We start from the raw sequence: 15,886 nt of genomic DNA on the forward strand, positions 1-15,886 counted from the left end.
AGAAGGCTTTGGCGCATCGCTTTGTGCCAGCATCATACGGAGTAATGATTAAGCTTAAGGTTACGAACAGGAGGCAATAAAAAGAAATTATGAGGTGTAACGAAGGGAAATAGCACCAAATCATAGAAATAATTTGGTGCGTCCGAGTGGACTCGAACCACCGACCCCCACCATGTCAAGGTGGTGCTCTAACCAACTGAGCTACGGACGCAAGATGGTGCGTTCAATTGGACTCGAACCAACGACCCCCACCATGTCAAGGTGGTGCTCTAACCAACTGAGCTATGAACGCAACGTTGTAGGTGACAACGGGGACGAATATTAGCGGCACAGACCGAATGAGGCAAGAGGGAAATAGCATTTTTCTTCCTGAACTCACGCGATTGCAGAGTAATTAAGCAAGTTGATTATATTTTGTTGATTTTGCAGCGTGTTTTTTATTCAGACAGTGAGCTGGGGCATAATGGGGACGGTTTGAATGACAGGTGCGCTCAGACTTTAAGCGCAGCAAGGATCGCGGTTTCTATTTTCTCAGGGGTAGTGAACGGCGCAAAACGCTTGAGAGGTTTGCCGTCACGCCCGATCAGGAACTTAGTGAAATTCCACTTGATACGCCCACCCAGCACCCCGGGTAATTCGTTTTTCAGGTAACGAAACACCGGATGTGTAGCCGCACCGTTGACTTCCACTTTCTCAAATATCGGGAAGCTCACACCGTAGTTGATGTGACAGGTTTGCGAGATTTCGTCGGCCCCGCCGGGCTCCTGATTACCGAACTGGTTGCAGGGGAAACCAAGCACCACCAGACCCTGCGCGGCGTACTTCTTGTAAAGCGCTTCGAGGCCTGCATATTGCGGCGTGAAGCCACAATGGCTGGCAGTATTGACCACCAGAACCAGTTTGCCAGCGTAGTCGGCCATAGAGACGGGCTCACCATGCAGACGGGTGGCTGTAAGTTGATAAAAGGTGATCATGCCGGAATCCTCAAATAAGATCGCATTACTCATTTTATTATGGTCGCAACTGTCTGATTAATAAACTGACCGTTAAAGTGATGGCGATTTATTATTTTGTCGGGTTATCGCTAACGCTTTTAAACGCGTCACCCCAGCAGCATCGTTAGGTGACGACTAAAAATGGGGGACGTGACGTTGTGCGCGATTGTTACTGCGACAAACACGTAACAGATATAAAAAATCCACGCCTGGCGTGGATTTAGAGAGAGTGTGAGAGCAGGGGATTAACGTTCGTGCCTTGCCATTAGCAGTGCCAGGTCGACGAGGCGATTAGAGAATCCCCATTCGTTGTCGTACCACGCCAGAATTTTGACCATATTGCCGCCAATCACCAGCGTTGACAGGCCGTCGATGATGGATGAGCGCGGATCACCCTGATAGTCGCTTGAGACAAGCGGTTCATCGCTATAGCCGAGGATCCCTTTCAGTGGCCCTGTCGCGGCGGCGTCACGAAACGCATTATTGACCTCCTCTGCTGTAACATCCCGCTCAAGCGTTACGGTCAGGTCGACAATGGACACCACCGGAACCGGTACGCGCAGCGAGTAACCGGTTAAGCGACCATCCAGCTCGGGGATGACTTTGCCAAGCGCCTTCGCGGCACCGCTGGAGTAGGGCACAATCGACAATGCAGCGGCGCGGGCACCACGAAGATCTTTTTCCGGCTGGTCGTGCAGCGCCTGGCTGTTGGTATAGGCGTGGGTGGTATTCATCAAACCATGCTTAATGCCGAAATGTTGGTGCAAAACCTGTGCGGCAGGTGCCAGACCGTTAGTGGTGCAGCTACCGTTGCTGACGACAAAGTGTTTATCCGCGGAGTAGAGGTGATCGTTAACGCCTATCACGATGGTTAAATCATCGTTCTTACCGGGGGCGGAGATAATCACTCGTTTTGCGCCACCGCTGTGGATATGCACCGCCGCCTTGTCACGTTCAGTGAAGAAGCCGGTTGCTTCAATGACGATATCGACTTCACGCTGACGCCATGGGATGTTGGCTGGGTCGCGTTCGCTGAACACGGTAATGGATTTACCGTTAACCACCAACTGCCCCTCACCGGCGGTGACGTCGGCGTCGAGTTTACCGAGCAGCGAGTCGTATTTCAGCAGATGCGCCAGCGTTTTACTGTCTGTCAGATCGTTGATTGCCACGATCTGAATCTCCGGGTTACCCAGTGCAGCACGCAGTACGTTACGTCCGATACGGCCAAAACCGTTAATACCGACCTTTACCATGATGAACTCCTTATCTGTTGTCTCTGGAGTAAATTTAGGCCGGTCACGTGTTGGCGTAAATGACAAAAAAGGATCACTTTACGCCATTTTACGACAGTGAAAGCGCTGGCGATATTCACCAGGCGTCAGGTGAAGCTGTTTTTCAAACAGCCTTCGCAGGTTAATGCTGCTACCAAATCCTGTTTGTTCGGCGATACGCTCCAGCGTCTCGTTGGTCTGCTCCAGACGCTGTCGGGCAGCGGCCAGACGGGCTTCGGCCACGTAGCGTGCCGGTGATGCGCCCGTTTCTCGGGTAAACACGCGGGTGAAATTACGCGGACTCATGGCGACTTTTTCCGCCAGTTTATCCACACTGAGATCGGCGGTGAGGTTCTCAAGCAGCCAGGCGAGCAGATCGTTAATCGGGCCCAGGGTGCTGGTCTGCTGAAGGTTGTAGCGGCTAAACTGGAGTTGTCCCCCGGGACGGCGCAGGTACATGACGAAATCCTGAGCGACGTCGCGCGCCAGACTGAAGCCGTAATCCTCTTCAACTAACGCTAACGTCAGGTCAAAGCCGGAACTGACGCCACCTGATGTCCAGATGTGTTCGTCCTGGATATAGAGCGGACCGCTTTCGACGCGCACCTTTGGGAATTCTGCCTGCATGGTTTCCAGTAGCTTCCAGTGGGTGGTGGCTCGTCGGCCGTCCAGCAGCCCGGTTTCTGCCAGCAGCATCGCGCCGCCGCAAATGGATGCAATGCGGCGGGCGTGGGGAGCGGCAAGGCGTAGCCAGTCAACCACCGCAATCCCTTCCTGCGGGCTTTGACCTCTGCCAGTGATGATGATGGTATCGAGAGGTTCGCGAGGATCTATCTCATGCAGGCGGTGATCTGCCAGTAGATTTAGGCCGGACTGACCATGGATCACCTGATGCGGTTGCGTTGTCGCTAACTGAACCTGGTAACACGTCTCCGTAGCGCCTTTGGGATGCAGGCGATTGGCCTGCATCAGAATGTCGGCAATACCGGCGGACTCAAACAGCATACCGCCATCGGGAACAATAATGAGTATCTTCTTCATGTCCTGAAAAGTAATCTTTTTACACAATAAGTCAATGTTACATACTCAAATGGAAAAAGTCTTACCCGTGGCACAGCGACATTACCGCCACTGGTCGATGGTTTGATGTTGACTCAACGGCGTTGCCTGGGCATCTCCCTTGATTAAGAATAGCGTTGCATTGACCCATTAAACTCACCGCGAGGAGCTGACGCTCCGCTGCACCAAAAATGGACTTGTTCTACAAGTCACTCTCCTGACGAGGTCTTATGAAAATCAGAAGGTTTAGTAATGGAGATGAAATTTCGTTATTCAGCGTCTTTTTATCTTCTGTACATACCCTCGCATCACATTACTACACACAGGAACAAATAGATGCGTGGGCCCCAACGGATATCGACCCGGAACAATGGGCCAATCATATGAAAGAATTACGCCCCTTTGTTGTTGAAGTGGATGGTGAAATAGCTGGATATGCAGATGTTCAGCCAAATGGGTACATTGACCATTTCTTTGTCTCGGGAACCTACCCGAGACAGGGAGTAGGGACACTATTGATGAATCGCATTCATGAAGAAGCCAGACAACGTGGAATTGGCGAACTGACTTCAAATGTCAGTAAGGCTGCGGAGGCGTTCTTTCTACGACACGGTTTTCATGTTGTGGAACGTGGGTTTCCTGCCTGTCGCGGAGTGACATTACAAAATGCACTGATGCGAAAATATTTGGTGAAAAAATAGAAGATAACTGGGCTAAAGGTCCGCGATCAGCGAGGGCGGACACTCGGCTCTCTGCCCTATGCCATGACAGAGAGCACGCCAGAAATGAATGGATAGTTCTAGTTTGCTTTGCTGTTTTGACGGGATGTGACAATCGTCATTGCTGCCGCCGCCAGAAGTAAGAAACCACTCAAGCCAAAAGTACTGCGCCATCCCAGAGTGTCGAATACCAACCCACCTGCCGTTGAACCCAGTGCAATTGATAGCTGGATCACCGCAACCATTAAGCCACCACCCGCCTCTGCATCTTCGGGTAGTGCCCGCGCTATCCATGTCCACCATCCCGTTGGCGCAGCCGTTGCTAGTAGTCCCCACAGGCTGAGCAATACGGCAACAGCCCAGATGCTGTGTCCAACCAGCAGTAACGCACCGGCAGTCGCTGACATAAGCAGGGGGATCATGATTAAAGTTTTATAAAAACATGTGTTCAGGAATATTGATACGGCCAGTGTGCCGACAAAACCCGCCACGCCTATTGCGAGCAAAATCAGAGAGAGACCAGAAGGGCCTACGCGGGTTACGGTTTCAAGAAAGGGGCGCACGTAGGTAAATAAGGCAAACTGCCCCATGAAGAAGAGCCCGCAGGCCAGGAGTCCCGCAGGGACAATGGTGATGCGGAACAGATGATGCATAGATTTCTGGGATTTTTGTTTTTTATCGTTTTCCATCGATGGCAGGCTGACCCACTGCCAGATGAACGCGGCTATAGCCAGGGGAACGAGGCATAAAAAAGCCCCTCGCCAGCCCACGGTCGTCCCCAGATAGCTGCCAAGCGGTGCCGCTACAACGGTAGCCAGCGCGTTCCCACCGTTAAAAATCGCCAGCGCGCGGGGAACCTGATGCTGCGGAACGAGCCGAATGGCGGTTGCAGCAGACATGGACCAGAATCCACCAATGACCACCCCAAGCAGGGCCCTCCCCAGGATATAAACCGGGTAGCTGGGTGCCAGGGCGACGACTATCCCCGATATGGCCATTAAAACCGTCAGCCCCTGCAGGAGATGTTTTCGGTTCAGATCTCCGGCAATATGGGAGATAGTCAGGCTGGTAATGACCGCCAGCGCGCCAGAGATTGCAATTCCCTGGCCAGCCAGCCCTTCGGTAATGTGTAAATCACTGGCAATAAGCGTAAGCAGGCTGACCGGCATAAACTCGGAAGCGATCAGCACAAACACGCACAGCGTCATGGCAAACACGCCCCCCCAATGCGCATGCTTTTTTTCGTAATGCGGTTTTAGTCTTACTGTGGACATTATCAGATCTCTTAATATCGAATCGGCCAGGTTCAGGCGCAGTCCGGACAGACGTCATTCAGGAAATCACGTCAAAACATGGATGAAAATGATCTGCAGGCGATTTACAGCCGCCTGCAAATATCAGGCGGCTTGGGGCGGTTATCTTAGGTTGGTATTGAAAAACTGCTCAAATTTAGCAAACGGAATCTTACCCGCAACGTTGTCGTACAGATCAACATGATTTGCCCCCGGCACAATCACCAGCTCTTTCTCATTGCTGCCGATCGCCCTAAAGGCATCTTCAGCAAAATAGCGTGAATGGGCTTTTTCGCCGGTCACGATAAGCGTGGGGATAGTGACTTCATTGGCGTAGCTCAGCAGTGGCATATTCATAAATGACAGCGGCATCGTCGCATTCCAGGCCCCGGTTGAGTTGACCGAACGCGCATGGAAACCACGCGGCATGCGATAATAATCAAAGAATTCTTTCAGAACCGGATTAGAATTTGCGGGTAACGTTTCTGGCAGAATACGTTTCGACGTACTGACGTCCCCCTTTTCATCAACATAAATGTCATGCCCGCCGGGCGCGAAAGCTCCGTTCTTCGCATCTTCCCAGCGCTGTGCGTTCAGATACTGTAATACGGCGCGACGATCCGCAGTGGTATAACGGTCTTTACCATCACCTACGCCATGCCCCATCGCACGGCTCATGTCATACATCACGCTGGTCGCCACTGCTTTCACGCGGGTATCCATCGTGGCGTCGTTTAAGGCCATCCCGCCCCATCCGCAGATACCCAGTAATCCGATACGATTTCGATCAACCTCATTTTGCAGGCCAAGGAAATCAACAGCCGCGCTGAAATCCTCGGTGTTGATATCCGGAGAGGCAACGTTACGCGGATAGCCACCGCTTTCCCCCGTATATGAAGGGTCAAAAGCCAGGGTAACAAATCCCTGCTCAGCCAACGTCTGCGCATACAGACCGCTGGACTGCTCTTTCACCGCGCCGAAAGGCCCGCTGATGGCAATGGCCGCCAGTTTGCGCTCGCCGCGATCCTTTGGAATGTAGAGATCACCGACCAGGGTGATCCCGAAGCGGTTCTGAAAGGTTACTTTACGGTGATTAATTTTCGTACTTTTAGCGAAGGTTTTATCCCATGTCTCGACCAGTGAAACTGGCGCGTTCGGATTGGTTGTATTGGCATAACTCATCGTTGTAACTCCACTTAATGATGCGCAGAGCAGCATGGCTGGTATCGCGGCTGTCAGTTTTTTGGTGAAGGCAGTCATCAAAATCCCCTCATAAAACGTGATAGATACAGGTTTCATACGGACAACACTGCTGTGCTTTGTTGCAATGCGAGCATTATAGTGAGCAGTAATAGTGCTTATTAGAGGGGTAAAATTGCTAGAATTAATACCATATTGTTCTAAATAGTGATGCGATAGCGAGGGAAACGTGATGGCGAAACGGGAAAACTATAATGATTTATACCTGTTCATGCAGGTGGTGCGGGAAGGGAGTTTTACCGCTGCGGCGCAACGACTCGGCCTGGCACAATCAGGTATAAGCCGTTCTGTACGCGAACTTGAAGAAAGACTGGGCGTTCAGCTTCTGGCTCGCACTACGCGTAGGCTATCGCTCACACATGCCGGCGAACAACTCTACCGGACCATTGAGTCAGGATTCGACGCTTTAGATATGGGGCTTGCCACGCTGGCCCATTATCGCCAGTCCCCGTCAGGTACGGTACGGATTAATGCCAGTCAGCACGCTATTGATAAACTGCTCCTGCCAAAGCTTGCGGTGTTTAAGCAACGCTACCCTGACATCCGGCTGGAACTCATCAGCGAAAGTCGGTTTGTCGATATTATTGCGGAAAGATTCGATGCCGGTGTACGTCTCGGACCGGAAGTTGGCGGTGGCATGATAGCGGTCCGTATTTCCCCCGATATGGAGATGGCCATTGTTGGTACGCCAGAACACTTTCGCCGTTATGGCTTTCCACAAGTCCCGGCAGATTTGGCGGTTCATCCCTGCATCGCTTATCAATTTGGCGATGGAAGCCTCTATACATGGGAGCTTCAACAGGATGGTAAAAAAATAACTCATCAGCCGCAGGGACAATGGGCTTTTGCTGACAGTTATATGGAAGCCAAAGCCGCCAGACTGGGGCTGGGGCTGGCTTATGTTCCGGAAGAACTGGTGTCCGATGATTTAGAAGAGGGTTCACTCATCAGAGTTTTACAACGTTACAGTCAACGCCTGGAAGGCTCATTTCTCTATTATCCGCACCGCAATGTGTCACCCGCTCTGCGAGCAGTTATCGATACACTGAGAATTTATGAATGAAGGCCAGGCTGCACACGTGTCAGGGTAACGGGTCTTAGCGAGGAGCGGGCCTTATATACACATCCCCATTAACTTGAGTATGCTCCTCTGTGAATTTGTTTCGAAAATGATGTCGCTGATGTGTTTCATTCCCTGCTTTTTATAGAATTTTTGAGCACGTTCATTTTGTTCAAGAACCTCCAGCCATAAATATTTTTTCCCCTGACTTCGGGCAAGATCTATGACTTTATTAAACATTAGTTGACCGTAATGCTGATTCGTTTTGGTTGGGGCAAGGTAGAGTTTATTAAGTAAAACACCGCTGATGTCTGTATTCGGGATAGTTGCTTGCCATGTTAGCTTCACAAAACCAATCGGCTGCTCGATTTCAACTATATACCAGCTAATGTTTTTATCATTAATACTCTGCTCAATAACAGGAAGTGAATATTCACCCTCCAAATAATTATCAAATTCTGATTCTGACTTCCACATATGCTTAAAGTGCGCAGTATAGAAGCGGTAGCCAAGCTCATTTAGTAATCCCGAATCGGCTAATGTTGCTTGTCGTATGATTAAAGACATGGGATAGGCCCTTACTTTATGAGAGAAAAGTGATATTAAATTTGTAATATATACGGCCTGTTAAGTCTACATGTCCGTTGTGACTGTCTTACCCTCAAACTTTGAATACGCAATCTAAGGTATGAAGTTGGTGGAGCTCGACCATTAAGTTATTTTTTATCGATGTTAGCTTCTGGCTCGAAGCAGACAGGCCAACTGATTGCCTGGTCTGCTTTGAGCGAAAATGAAAAGACATCTTCCGAACTTGCGGCTGTTCATTCAGGATTTTACAAACAAGCTCATTATTCCCACTGCCAGGGCGCTATAGAAAAGCAACTGATACAGATTCGTCGGCACTTCTGTCCATTTTCTAACGATGCCCAGCGCGACCACGACCAGCGCAGCCGGGTAAATGGCGCACAGCACGGGAACCGCCATTGCGGTGAGGGAATTCAGTCCCAGCACGGCAAGTGCTGCTGACACCATCAGGGAGAGCGTCACCAGCAGCCCATAAGACGCACCGGTCGTCTGGTTGAAATAGCGCGCCGTTCCGGTTGTCAGACCAATGGCCGTGACCAGACAGGCGAGGGTAATGATCGCCGCCAACAACACCCGGCCATAAACGCCAAAAACAGTCTCGACATAGGCGCTCATCACCTGCATACCGTTCGTTGCGCCCCGCACCGGGCTGTGGGACCCCATCGACAGATAGCAGATATAAATCACGGCCAGACCTGCCGCGGCGATAAAGGCTGCGGCGATGGAATGGGTGAAGATGCACCGCGGATGGTGGATCCCGCGCTGCTTAAGCGTGTGGGTGATAATGGCGCCAAAGCACAGCGCACTGATCACATCCAGGGTCTGATAACCGTTGACGAACCCTGTATCGAACGCGCGAGTTTGATATGCGGTTGTGGCGGTCGTGAGGTCACCAATCGGATGTAACCAGGCACATATGCCGATAAAAATCAGGGCACTAATTTTAATGGGCGAAAGGAAGAAACCGACGATTTCCAGCATTTTCCCCGGCTTAGCCAGCGTCGCGCCAGCAAGGCCAAAGAACGCGGCGGAAAATATAATCTTCTGCATCAGGGAACTAGCTGCGCCATCGGTGATGACTTCGTAGCTAATCGTCGCGGTGCGTGGCGTACCAAATAAAACCCCCAGCGTTAAAAAGCAAATGCCAATAAAAATCAGGCTCGGCCATTTGCCTAAGGGTTTCGTTAATTCCGCGATATCACCGCCATTAATGGCAAGGGAAATAATCGCCAGCGCCGGGAACAGAACCGCTGTGATGATAAAGCCAAAGCCTGCATTAAAGGCGTTTGCGCCCGCCTGCATGCCGACCAGCGGCGGGAATATAATATTGCCTGCACCCAAAAAAGCGTTCGCCAAAAGCAATGGCACTTGCGTTTTCCAGCGGAATGATCTCCCTGTCCACCTACGGGCTGTTCATGATGAGCTGTATAAAATTCGCAACGAACGTTATGCTCATAACGGAGGTCATAACCCCCTACAGCGGCCTCGTCGGCTTACTGGTTTTAGCGCTATTACCTTCTATAACCTCTCTTTTGCGGTAGATAACTATTGCAGGGATCGTTTGGATGAGCAACATGCGTATAATATGGCTTGCCATCACAAAACTCGCATTCGCGTTAAGCGCCAGTGCCGCAAAGGACATTGATTCCACGCTCCCGGGAACCCAGGAGAGCATCAATACATAAAATGGATAATCCAGAAGATGCGCCGCTGTAAATGCCATCATGACCGTCACACCCAGTCCAATAGCAATGAGCTGTATTGAAGACCAAAGATGACGCAAAAATGCAGTCAACGTAAACGCAATAAAATGATGCCCCAGTAATATGCCCATCAGGATCATACTGAACTGATTGAAAATATCGGGAAAAAACACAGTCTGAGATGACAAAGGGTGCAGGAGTGCTGCACAAAGCAACGACGTGATCATAAAGGGCGCAGGAAAGTGGAAGCGTTCAAGGCATTTGCCCAACACATAGCCCGCAAAGACAATACCCAATAGCCAGAGCACATTAGTCGTTGCAAACAATACAGGCGGCATGGCCATATGGGTTTGCGCACCGCCGGTAATATATCCGGCAAATAAGGTCAATGTGATGAGCCGAAGCGAGTGCGAAATGATAATTTTTTGCGGCGGCGTTTTAACATGGGACGCTAGCGCTAATACCGCTGCCATTGCCCCCGGAACGGCGCCCAATAACGCCTCTTCCTTACTCCAGCGTAATCGGTGAATACACCACAAGTAGCATGCGGTGAATTGCAGGGATAAGCATACTAATAACAACACCAGTAAAAATGCGATATTTCCTTGCGCCCCAAAAGAAAAATCGCGAAATAAAAGACCAATTGACGTACCAAGAGAGAGTTGAATCACCGTCAGGCTGCCCGGCAGTACTGGCACAGAAAGACCGGTACGTTTTAACACCAGCACGGTAATAAGGGGGCCAAACATCATACCTAACGGAACGTTGCAATAGGTAAAACCCAACCCAGCCAGGATACAAAGAGCAAAACCTAACAATAATTTCATACACCTTTCTCCTGGCTACCGGGAGTGTTAAATACTCAGTGAACGGTTTCGTTAACCCAAAGGGTATTTTCAGCAACCCATTGGGTCAATGCATCAAGACGTTCGTGTATTTCCCGGCTGGACTCCGCTTGAACAATAGCACTCACGATCTCGCCATTTGTTAATTTCATCGCGTCATATTGGCGGCCGACGACACCTGTTGCCCGATATTTAACCACAAAAGGCAATGGACATTTTTCCGCAATAGAGAGGAGCGTGCCCTGTGCAGGCGGCACATTTAATTGGCCAACCCGTAAAACGGGTTGTCTTTGCGATAAATCCTGCGGATAGATTTCGCATAAACTGGCTTTAAGCCAGGTCATTCGAGGATCAAGACCAAAAGCGGCCCCTAATTCTTCATTGACAAAGCAGCCACCTAATCGGCAAGCAAGCTCGCCAAAAATAATGTTGTTATCTTTATCAACAAAAACTTCAAGGTGAAGCAATGCGTTTTCTTCCGTTGGAAAAACCTCTTCAGCAAGATATTTGGTGTAGGCAATCAGTTTACGATGCAGCGGCGTGTCATCTTCCATAACCAGACCTAATGTTTTCCCGGATAGAAAATCCAGGCAGGAGACGGTTGCACGAGATGCAGAAACAAATATCGCCTTTCCTTTTAAATACAAAGCATTAATTTGATAAGCTTCGCCTTCGATAAATTTTTCAATGAGCAGATTGTGATACTCTGGCGGCTTAACCTGCGCCAGATATTTATAAAGCTGGCCTTCATTTTTAAGAACCACCACGCCCTGTGATCCACGCCCATCATTAGGTTTGATGACGCAGGGATATCCCTGTTCGGCAATGAATCGCGCCATCGCAGTCGCACTGTCGACGCGTGCCATAGCAGGAACCGGTAACTGATGAGACTGAACAAGCGATTTCATCATAAATTTATCACGGAAGAACATGGCCTTTTTTTCACGGTCGTGTGTCAAACCCAGACGATCGCTGATTCGCGCGGCCCTCAGAACATCGATTTCGGCGAGGTAAAAGATACCCGTTGCTTTATTGTCCTGGGCGTAGTGGTAAATATCCATTTCCACGAAGGGATTATCATTAAAGTTTTCATAAAAAAGGAAATAAAAACCTGCCCCCATATGATCAAGAATATTATCGATCTGGCTTGCGCACGTTGCAATCAGAACCGGGGCCACTGATTGCAATGACTGCCACTCTTCACGTGAGTGCTGAAAAATAATTTTTGGTGGACACAGCAAGATATTCATTGTTTTTCTCATTCAATATCAAATGTAATGACAAATACATCCCGATAACCTTTTCCTGGCAACAAAGGAACCACTGCCGCGGTATAATGCTGATAATTCACATCATTGAATATTACTGCATCGCCCGCATGCAGTTTGAACGTAGAGGCATCATTGCCCCCATCATGATTAGGAATAAGCGTGGTTTCTCCACCAGTCACATTCTCAATTTCGCTGCAATAGATTGCAATGTACTTAAAACCATCTTTATGAATACCCTCTGGAGCGGGATATCCAGGCCTTCGGTCATCTGTCGTTATTCTTATTTGATGAATGCCAATATTGTAAGTCGTGTCTGGAAGCAATGGCAAAAGCTTACGAAACACCAGATTCATCACTTCTTCAGCAACGTCTTGTTTTATTTCTGGGTATTTTCTTGCAATACCGCCAGCGTAATTGTTCAGTTTTTCCGCTTGAAAAAACTCACCCACTGCGCACAGATCAAAATACTTTTCACGTCCGGCCCTGGCCTGCATGTAACTTCTGAACCGAAAAATACCATCTTCAGCCTTAAGCCATGGATCGGGTAGTAATTCATCAAAACTATTTTTGACTTTCGCTGAAGTCTTCCCCAGTCGAATATGATGATAGGCGTGCATAGATAACGTCCTTAATACGGTAGTTTGAGCAGTCTACTTATAAGATATGAAATGCATATCCAACAATAAATAATATTGCAGACTCTTTTATACTGATAATCTATGGGCAAAAGTAAGGAGGCAGGCTCCTTACTTTTTAAATAACTCTACTTGCTTTTTTTACGTAACTCCGTCACTGGCACGCCACCAATTCCCCAGTTATCAGTCTCCACTTCATCAATGACCACGATGGTTGTGCTGGGGTTTTTATTCAGGACATCAACCAATAGTTGTGTCACTCCCTCCATTAATTTTTTCTTTTGCTGAACGGTAGCACCTTCATTAGTAATTTTAATATTTACGTAGGGCATATGAACTCCTTTTATTAGATAGTTTTTGACATTGCACCAAGATAAACAAGTGCAAAGAGATTAAACGATAGAACATAACCGTAGTGCATTTTAAAACTGGTGTTACTGGGTGATACATTCAGACTGTTTGCGGCGAAAATAGCATTGATCGATACGGGAGAAATAAGCTGAGTTGCAATAAATAAGCAAATCCATATCTGATAATCAACCATCCCCCCCGTAAGATAATCAGAAAATATCGACCATGCGATACTAAAGATAATCAGTGGATGGATACCTAATAAACCAAAAAGCGGTACGATGAACAAAATAATCGCGTAGATCTGCAACGTTGTCAGCCCGCCAACATAAGCAGTGATACCCTCAGGTACATGGGAAAAAAGCAGCCAACAAACTGAGGTCAACACACTACAGCTTAAAAGCAACAATACCTCACCGGATATATTCTGTGCTGATTCAGTTAATTGCTCAGCCCAGGGTTTATCCTTTTTAACCAGATGATCGACAACAAAGAGCACAACTGCTGTAAAGGCAATACTTTGCAGTGAATTAAGATTCAGTACCGTTAATGAAAAAATGAATACTCCCCAGAACAGACCTACACATAGCAGGATATACCGCATCCCATCACGGCTGGGTGTCACCGTCTCGTTTTCAGCGATTACCGTCACTTTTGCGCTTTGGTTGAACAAGATACTGAATAAAAAGAGAGGGATACCCACCAGCATCGCCTTAAGATGCGGTACGTCAGGCATTGCCGCCCAAACGGCAGCAGCGCCGATGGTGGTTGGCATCAGTACCATCGTAATGCATACGGTGCGCGTAATAATCTTTGCCAGGTTGAATCTTGGCCCAATAACTGACTTGAGGCCATCGAGCAGCAATGATATTGCCCCCAGACTCATTGGCCATGTTAAGAACGCCGTCAATAACGTAACCCCAAAAGTCATGTTCGATGTTTTTCTACGCGAAAAATATCCTCCCAGAACAGCTGTAAAATTAAGAGAGGCCATGACTTGTCGTAATAAGGCAATACCAACAAGCAGTAAAATCACATCAAAATATCGCGAAAAAATTGCAGGGGGCGCAATGCCTTTCAGGTTGTTTGTAGCAAGAAGAAACATCATCGAGCAGAGAAAAATAATCACACCACTTCTGGCGGATGATTTTTTTGACCAGAAAGCAAATGTCGATGCGAAGTAGAGCACGGCGGTAACTCCCGCAATAGCCGACATCGCCGCATGTTTATCCGTCAACGCACAAGCGAACAGAAATACCAGCAATGATGTTATCGCTAACGCAGGTTGCAATGATTGCCACGCCTTGCCACGGGCCTGGATTTGCTCAGTCTGCATTTATCGCTACCTCTGGCTGAGCCTGCCGCACCATCATTTGATGATACATATCTGCGACACAACGGCCTGCATCAACCAGGAATCTTGAATTAACCAGCGGACGTGGCAGGACGTAGGTGTAAAAATTCGCGCCTTCCGCAGGATTGCCCAGCACCCAAAAAGCCGTCTGCGCTTCCCCCATGCGATTAATAGGATGCTGGCATTGATCGATATCCAGCCCACCCGGGTGATACCCCTCATTCATAAATGGACGAACAATACCATTGGCTGTCATATTTCTGATTAACGGTGAAGCGTCATGTAGTGGCGAAAAACTGGCAATTTTCGCCTTGATTAAAACATCAGCCTGAATCTCAGTACTCTCTTCTTTAAAAGGTGAGTGAACTTCGAATTTTCCTTCGCAGTCGTTCAATACTAACCTTGAATCTTTACCACCGGCCAGACTCACCACATTCGCTTCCATTAATGCTAATAGTTGTTCATTTCTTAACTTCGGCGGGCCAACGGCAATGCGGTTAAAAATAGGATTAAAATGCTCAAGGAAATACTGATGTGACCGCGATTCAAGCCCTGAATTATCAATCGCTTCTCGTAAAATATCCCTGACATCACGAATAATGTCTGTCGCCGCTTTGATCGGGCCATGGACATTGCCCTCCTCAGACTCCTGGAGATCTTTACGCAGGAAATACATAAACCATTGAGTATAATCCTTTAAACTCAGATGTTCCTGCGATTGATGTGGATAAAGCACACTGTCAATTACCGCGATGTCTTCAGCGCTCGGTTCATAAGAGCCAGCATCTAACCACTGCCCATTTAGGGTTGAACGATAGGCATAACACATTTCTTTATGCAGTAAGGGGAAAACTTGTTCAAGAAAATCGATTTTTGAAGATCCTTTCTCAAACACATTTTTCACCCGCAATTCTCTGATAGCCATTGCCGTTAAGAAGCGTGGGGAGTACTGCCCAGAAACGCCTTTTTGATTCGCGCCGCGACTGCTAAAAGGTAGAGCCTTACGTGAATAGATAAAAATACCCGGTTCTTTTCCGGAAGGATGATAGCGAAGCTCACCCTCTTTCCGGCTAAATTTTCCATCCCTGCCGATAGTGAGTTGCGAAATGACATCATAGGCAGTCAGACCAATACCCTGAACAATCACATTTGATTCCGCTGTTATTTTATTCAAATTATTTATTGGATAAGGAGTCGGATAGTAGTCCAGGCGTTCATTTTTCTTATAATTATTGGCAATAAATCGTTCAACAAGATGATCGTCAAACGTTTTGGCGTTGTCGCTGTGACCAGTGGTTAAATAGACGTAATCGGCCACCACACGCTGACTGTCTTCCAAGACAATAATAGACTTCGCATCGTCCTGAATCAGAATGTTGTTGGCCTGCTGATTTATCTGTGTAACCGAGATATTGTCAGGCAAACTTTTGATAATTTCGTGATAAAACCAATTTAAGTATTCACCTAAGGAAGGTGCGAACAA

At 48.3% G+C, this 15,886-nt stretch carries 15 protein-coding genes and 2 tRNA genes; 2 read left to right on the forward strand and 15 right to left on the reverse strand.

The window, feature by feature from the left end; genetic code table 11:
• Positions 1-134: 134 nt before the first annotated feature.
• From GPJ68_RS11215 to GPJ68_RS11235, 5 genes are all read right to left on the reverse strand, one after another.
• Positions 135-211 (reverse strand) — tRNA-Val (locus tag GPJ68_RS11215).
• 4 nt (positions 212-215) lie between these two features.
• A tRNA-Val gene (locus tag GPJ68_RS11220) sits at positions 216-292 on the reverse strand.
• 199 nt (positions 293-491) lie between these two features.
• Positions 492-974 carry a glutathione peroxidase gene (locus GPJ68_RS11225; protein WP_016152944.1) on the reverse strand — a complete coding sequence of 161 codons (483 nt, stop codon included), beginning with the start codon at positions 972-974 and terminating at the stop codon, positions 492-494.
• Between the two features lie 266 nt (positions 975-1,240).
• Complete coding sequence (gene gap / locus GPJ68_RS11230) at positions 1,241-2,251, reverse strand: type I glyceraldehyde-3-phosphate dehydrogenase (protein ID WP_104651760.1); 1,011 nt, start codon at positions 2,249-2,251, stop codon at positions 1,241-1,243.
• A 78-nt stretch (positions 2,252-2,329) separates the two neighbouring features.
• Positions 2,330-3,310, reverse strand: a complete 981-nt coding sequence (locus GPJ68_RS11235) for a GlxA family transcriptional regulator (protein WP_104651759.1) — start codon at positions 3,308-3,310, stop codon at positions 2,330-2,332.
• Positions 3,311-3,558: 248 nt separating this feature from the next.
• Between GPJ68_RS11235 and GPJ68_RS11240 the strand changes: the two genes are divergently transcribed.
• Positions 3,559-4,029, forward strand: a complete 471-nt coding sequence (locus tag GPJ68_RS11240) for a GNAT family N-acetyltransferase (protein WP_019076706.1) — start codon at positions 3,559-3,561, stop codon at positions 4,027-4,029.
• 98 nt (positions 4,030-4,127) lie between these two features.
• Here GPJ68_RS11240 and GPJ68_RS11245 read toward each other — a convergent pair whose 3' ends face one another.
• Positions 4,128-5,321 carry an MFS transporter gene (locus GPJ68_RS11245; protein ID WP_104651758.1) on the reverse strand — a complete coding sequence of 398 codons (1,194 nt, stop codon included), beginning with the start codon at positions 5,319-5,321 and terminating at the stop codon, positions 4,128-4,130.
• Positions 5,322-5,462: 141 nt separating this feature from the next.
• Positions 5,463-6,599 (reverse strand): alpha/beta hydrolase, encoded by a 1,137-nt coding sequence (locus GPJ68_RS11250; RefSeq protein ID WP_104651757.1) that lies wholly within the window; start codon positions 6,597-6,599, stop codon positions 5,463-5,465.
• A gap of 172 nt (positions 6,600-6,771) precedes the next feature.
• On the opposite strand from GPJ68_RS11250, the gene GPJ68_RS11255 reads away from it, so the two are divergent.
• Positions 6,772-7,662 carry a LysR family transcriptional regulator gene (locus GPJ68_RS11255; RefSeq protein WP_016152950.1) on the forward strand — a complete coding sequence of 297 codons (891 nt, stop codon included), beginning with the start codon at positions 6,772-6,774 and terminating at the stop codon, positions 7,660-7,662.
• A 51-nt stretch (positions 7,663-7,713) separates the two neighbouring features.
• Here GPJ68_RS11255 and GPJ68_RS11260 read toward each other — a convergent pair whose 3' ends face one another.
• The 8 genes from GPJ68_RS11260 to GPJ68_RS11295 all read right to left on the reverse strand — a co-directional run bounded on the left by GPJ68_RS11260 (position 7,714) and on the right by GPJ68_RS11295 (position 15,886).
• Entirely contained in the window at positions 7,714-8,226 is a 513-nt protein-coding gene (locus GPJ68_RS11260; protein ID WP_016156401.1) for a GNAT family N-acetyltransferase, read from the reverse strand.
• 258 nt (positions 8,227-8,484) lie between these two features.
• Positions 8,485-9,612 carry a branched-chain amino acid transport system II carrier protein gene (gene brnQ, locus GPJ68_RS11265; protein WP_230330205.1) on the reverse strand — a complete coding sequence of 376 codons (1,128 nt, stop codon included), beginning with the start codon at positions 9,610-9,612 and terminating at the stop codon, positions 8,485-8,487.
• A gap of 106 nt (positions 9,613-9,718) precedes the next feature.
• Positions 9,719-10,774, reverse strand: coding sequence for an AbrB family transcriptional regulator (locus GPJ68_RS11270; protein ID WP_016152957.1), 1,056 nt, complete (start codon positions 10,772-10,774; stop codon positions 9,719-9,721).
• 35 nt (positions 10,775-10,809) lie between these two features.
• On the reverse strand, positions 10,810-12,042 hold the full coding sequence (locus GPJ68_RS11275; protein WP_047417699.1) for an acetyl-CoA carboxylase biotin carboxylase subunit family protein: 1,233 nt from the start codon (positions 12,040-12,042) through the stop codon (positions 10,810-10,812).
• Positions 12,043-12,050: 8 nt separating this feature from the next.
• A complete protein-coding gene (locus tag GPJ68_RS11280; protein ID WP_016156404.1) occupies positions 12,051-12,680 on the reverse strand; it encodes a 2OG-Fe dioxygenase family protein in 630 nt (209 codons plus the stop codon).
• 146 nt (positions 12,681-12,826) lie between these two features.
• Positions 12,827-13,030: a 4-oxalocrotonate tautomerase family protein gene (locus GPJ68_RS11285; protein ID WP_137379862.1), complete on the reverse strand. Its 204-nt coding sequence runs from the start codon at positions 13,028-13,030 to the stop codon at positions 12,827-12,829.
• A gap of 14 nt (positions 13,031-13,044) precedes the next feature.
• Positions 13,045-14,385 carry a hypothetical protein gene (locus tag GPJ68_RS11290; RefSeq protein ID WP_049268682.1) on the reverse strand — a complete coding sequence of 447 codons (1,341 nt, stop codon included), beginning with the start codon at positions 14,383-14,385 and terminating at the stop codon, positions 13,045-13,047.
• Positions 14,375-15,886 carry an FAD/NAD(P)-binding protein gene (locus tag GPJ68_RS11295; protein ID WP_255489707.1) on the reverse strand — a complete coding sequence of 504 codons (1,512 nt, stop codon included), beginning with the start codon at positions 15,884-15,886 and terminating at the stop codon, positions 14,375-14,377. The genes GPJ68_RS11290 and GPJ68_RS11295 overlap by 11 nt, the downstream gene beginning before the upstream one ends.

The sequence above is a fragment of the Citrobacter sp. 172116965 genome (genome assembly GCF_013458095.1).
GTDB lineage: Bacteria > Pseudomonadota > Gammaproteobacteria > Enterobacterales > Enterobacteriaceae > Citrobacter > Citrobacter braakii.

What these genes read in the sequence shown, in the direction of transcription:
- GPJ68_RS11285 (WP_137379862.1), bottom strand. Translation starts at nt 13,030, where the DNA reads ATGCCCTACGTAAATATTAAAATTACTAATGAAGGTGCTACCGTTCAG.
- GPJ68_RS11245 (WP_104651758.1), bottom strand. Translation starts at nt 5,321, where the DNA reads ATGTCCACAGTAAGACTAAAACCGCATTACGAAAAAAAGCATGCGCAT.
- GPJ68_RS11250 (WP_104651757.1), bottom strand. Translation starts at nt 6,599, where the DNA reads ATGACTGCCTTCACCAAAAAACTGACAGCCGCGATACCAGCCATGCTG.
- GPJ68_RS11235 (WP_104651759.1), bottom strand. Translation starts at nt 3,310, where the DNA reads ATGAAGAAGATACTCATTATTGTTCCCGATGGCGGTATGCTGTTTGAG.
- GPJ68_RS11255 (WP_016152950.1), top strand. Translation starts at nt 6,772, where the DNA reads ATGGCGAAACGGGAAAACTATAATGATTTATACCTGTTCATGCAGGTG.
- GPJ68_RS11280 (WP_016156404.1), bottom strand. Translation starts at nt 12,680, where the DNA reads ATGCACGCCTATCATCATATTCGACTGGGGAAGACTTCAGCGAAAGTC.
- GPJ68_RS11240 (WP_019076706.1), top strand. Translation starts at nt 3,559, where the DNA reads ATGAAAATCAGAAGGTTTAGTAATGGAGATGAAATTTCGTTATTCAGC.
- GPJ68_RS11270 (WP_016152957.1), bottom strand. Translation starts at nt 10,774, where the DNA reads ATGAAATTATTGTTAGGTTTTGCTCTTTGTATCCTGGCTGGGTTGGGT.
- GPJ68_RS11290 (WP_049268682.1), bottom strand. Translation starts at nt 14,385, where the DNA reads ATGCAGACTGAGCAAATCCAGGCCCGTGGCAAGGCGTGGCAATCATTG.
- GPJ68_RS11260 (WP_016156401.1), bottom strand. Translation starts at nt 8,226, where the DNA reads ATGTCTTTAATCATACGACAAGCAACATTAGCCGATTCGGGATTACTA.
- GPJ68_RS11225 (WP_016152944.1), bottom strand. Translation starts at nt 974, where the DNA reads ATGATCACCTTTTATCAACTTACAGCCACCCGTCTGCATGGTGAGCCC.
- gap (WP_104651760.1), bottom strand. Translation starts at nt 2,251, where the DNA reads ATGGTAAAGGTCGGTATTAACGGTTTTGGCCGTATCGGACGTAACGTA.
- GPJ68_RS11275 (WP_047417699.1), bottom strand. Translation starts at nt 12,042, where the DNA reads ATGAATATCTTGCTGTGTCCACCAAAAATTATTTTTCAGCACTCACGT.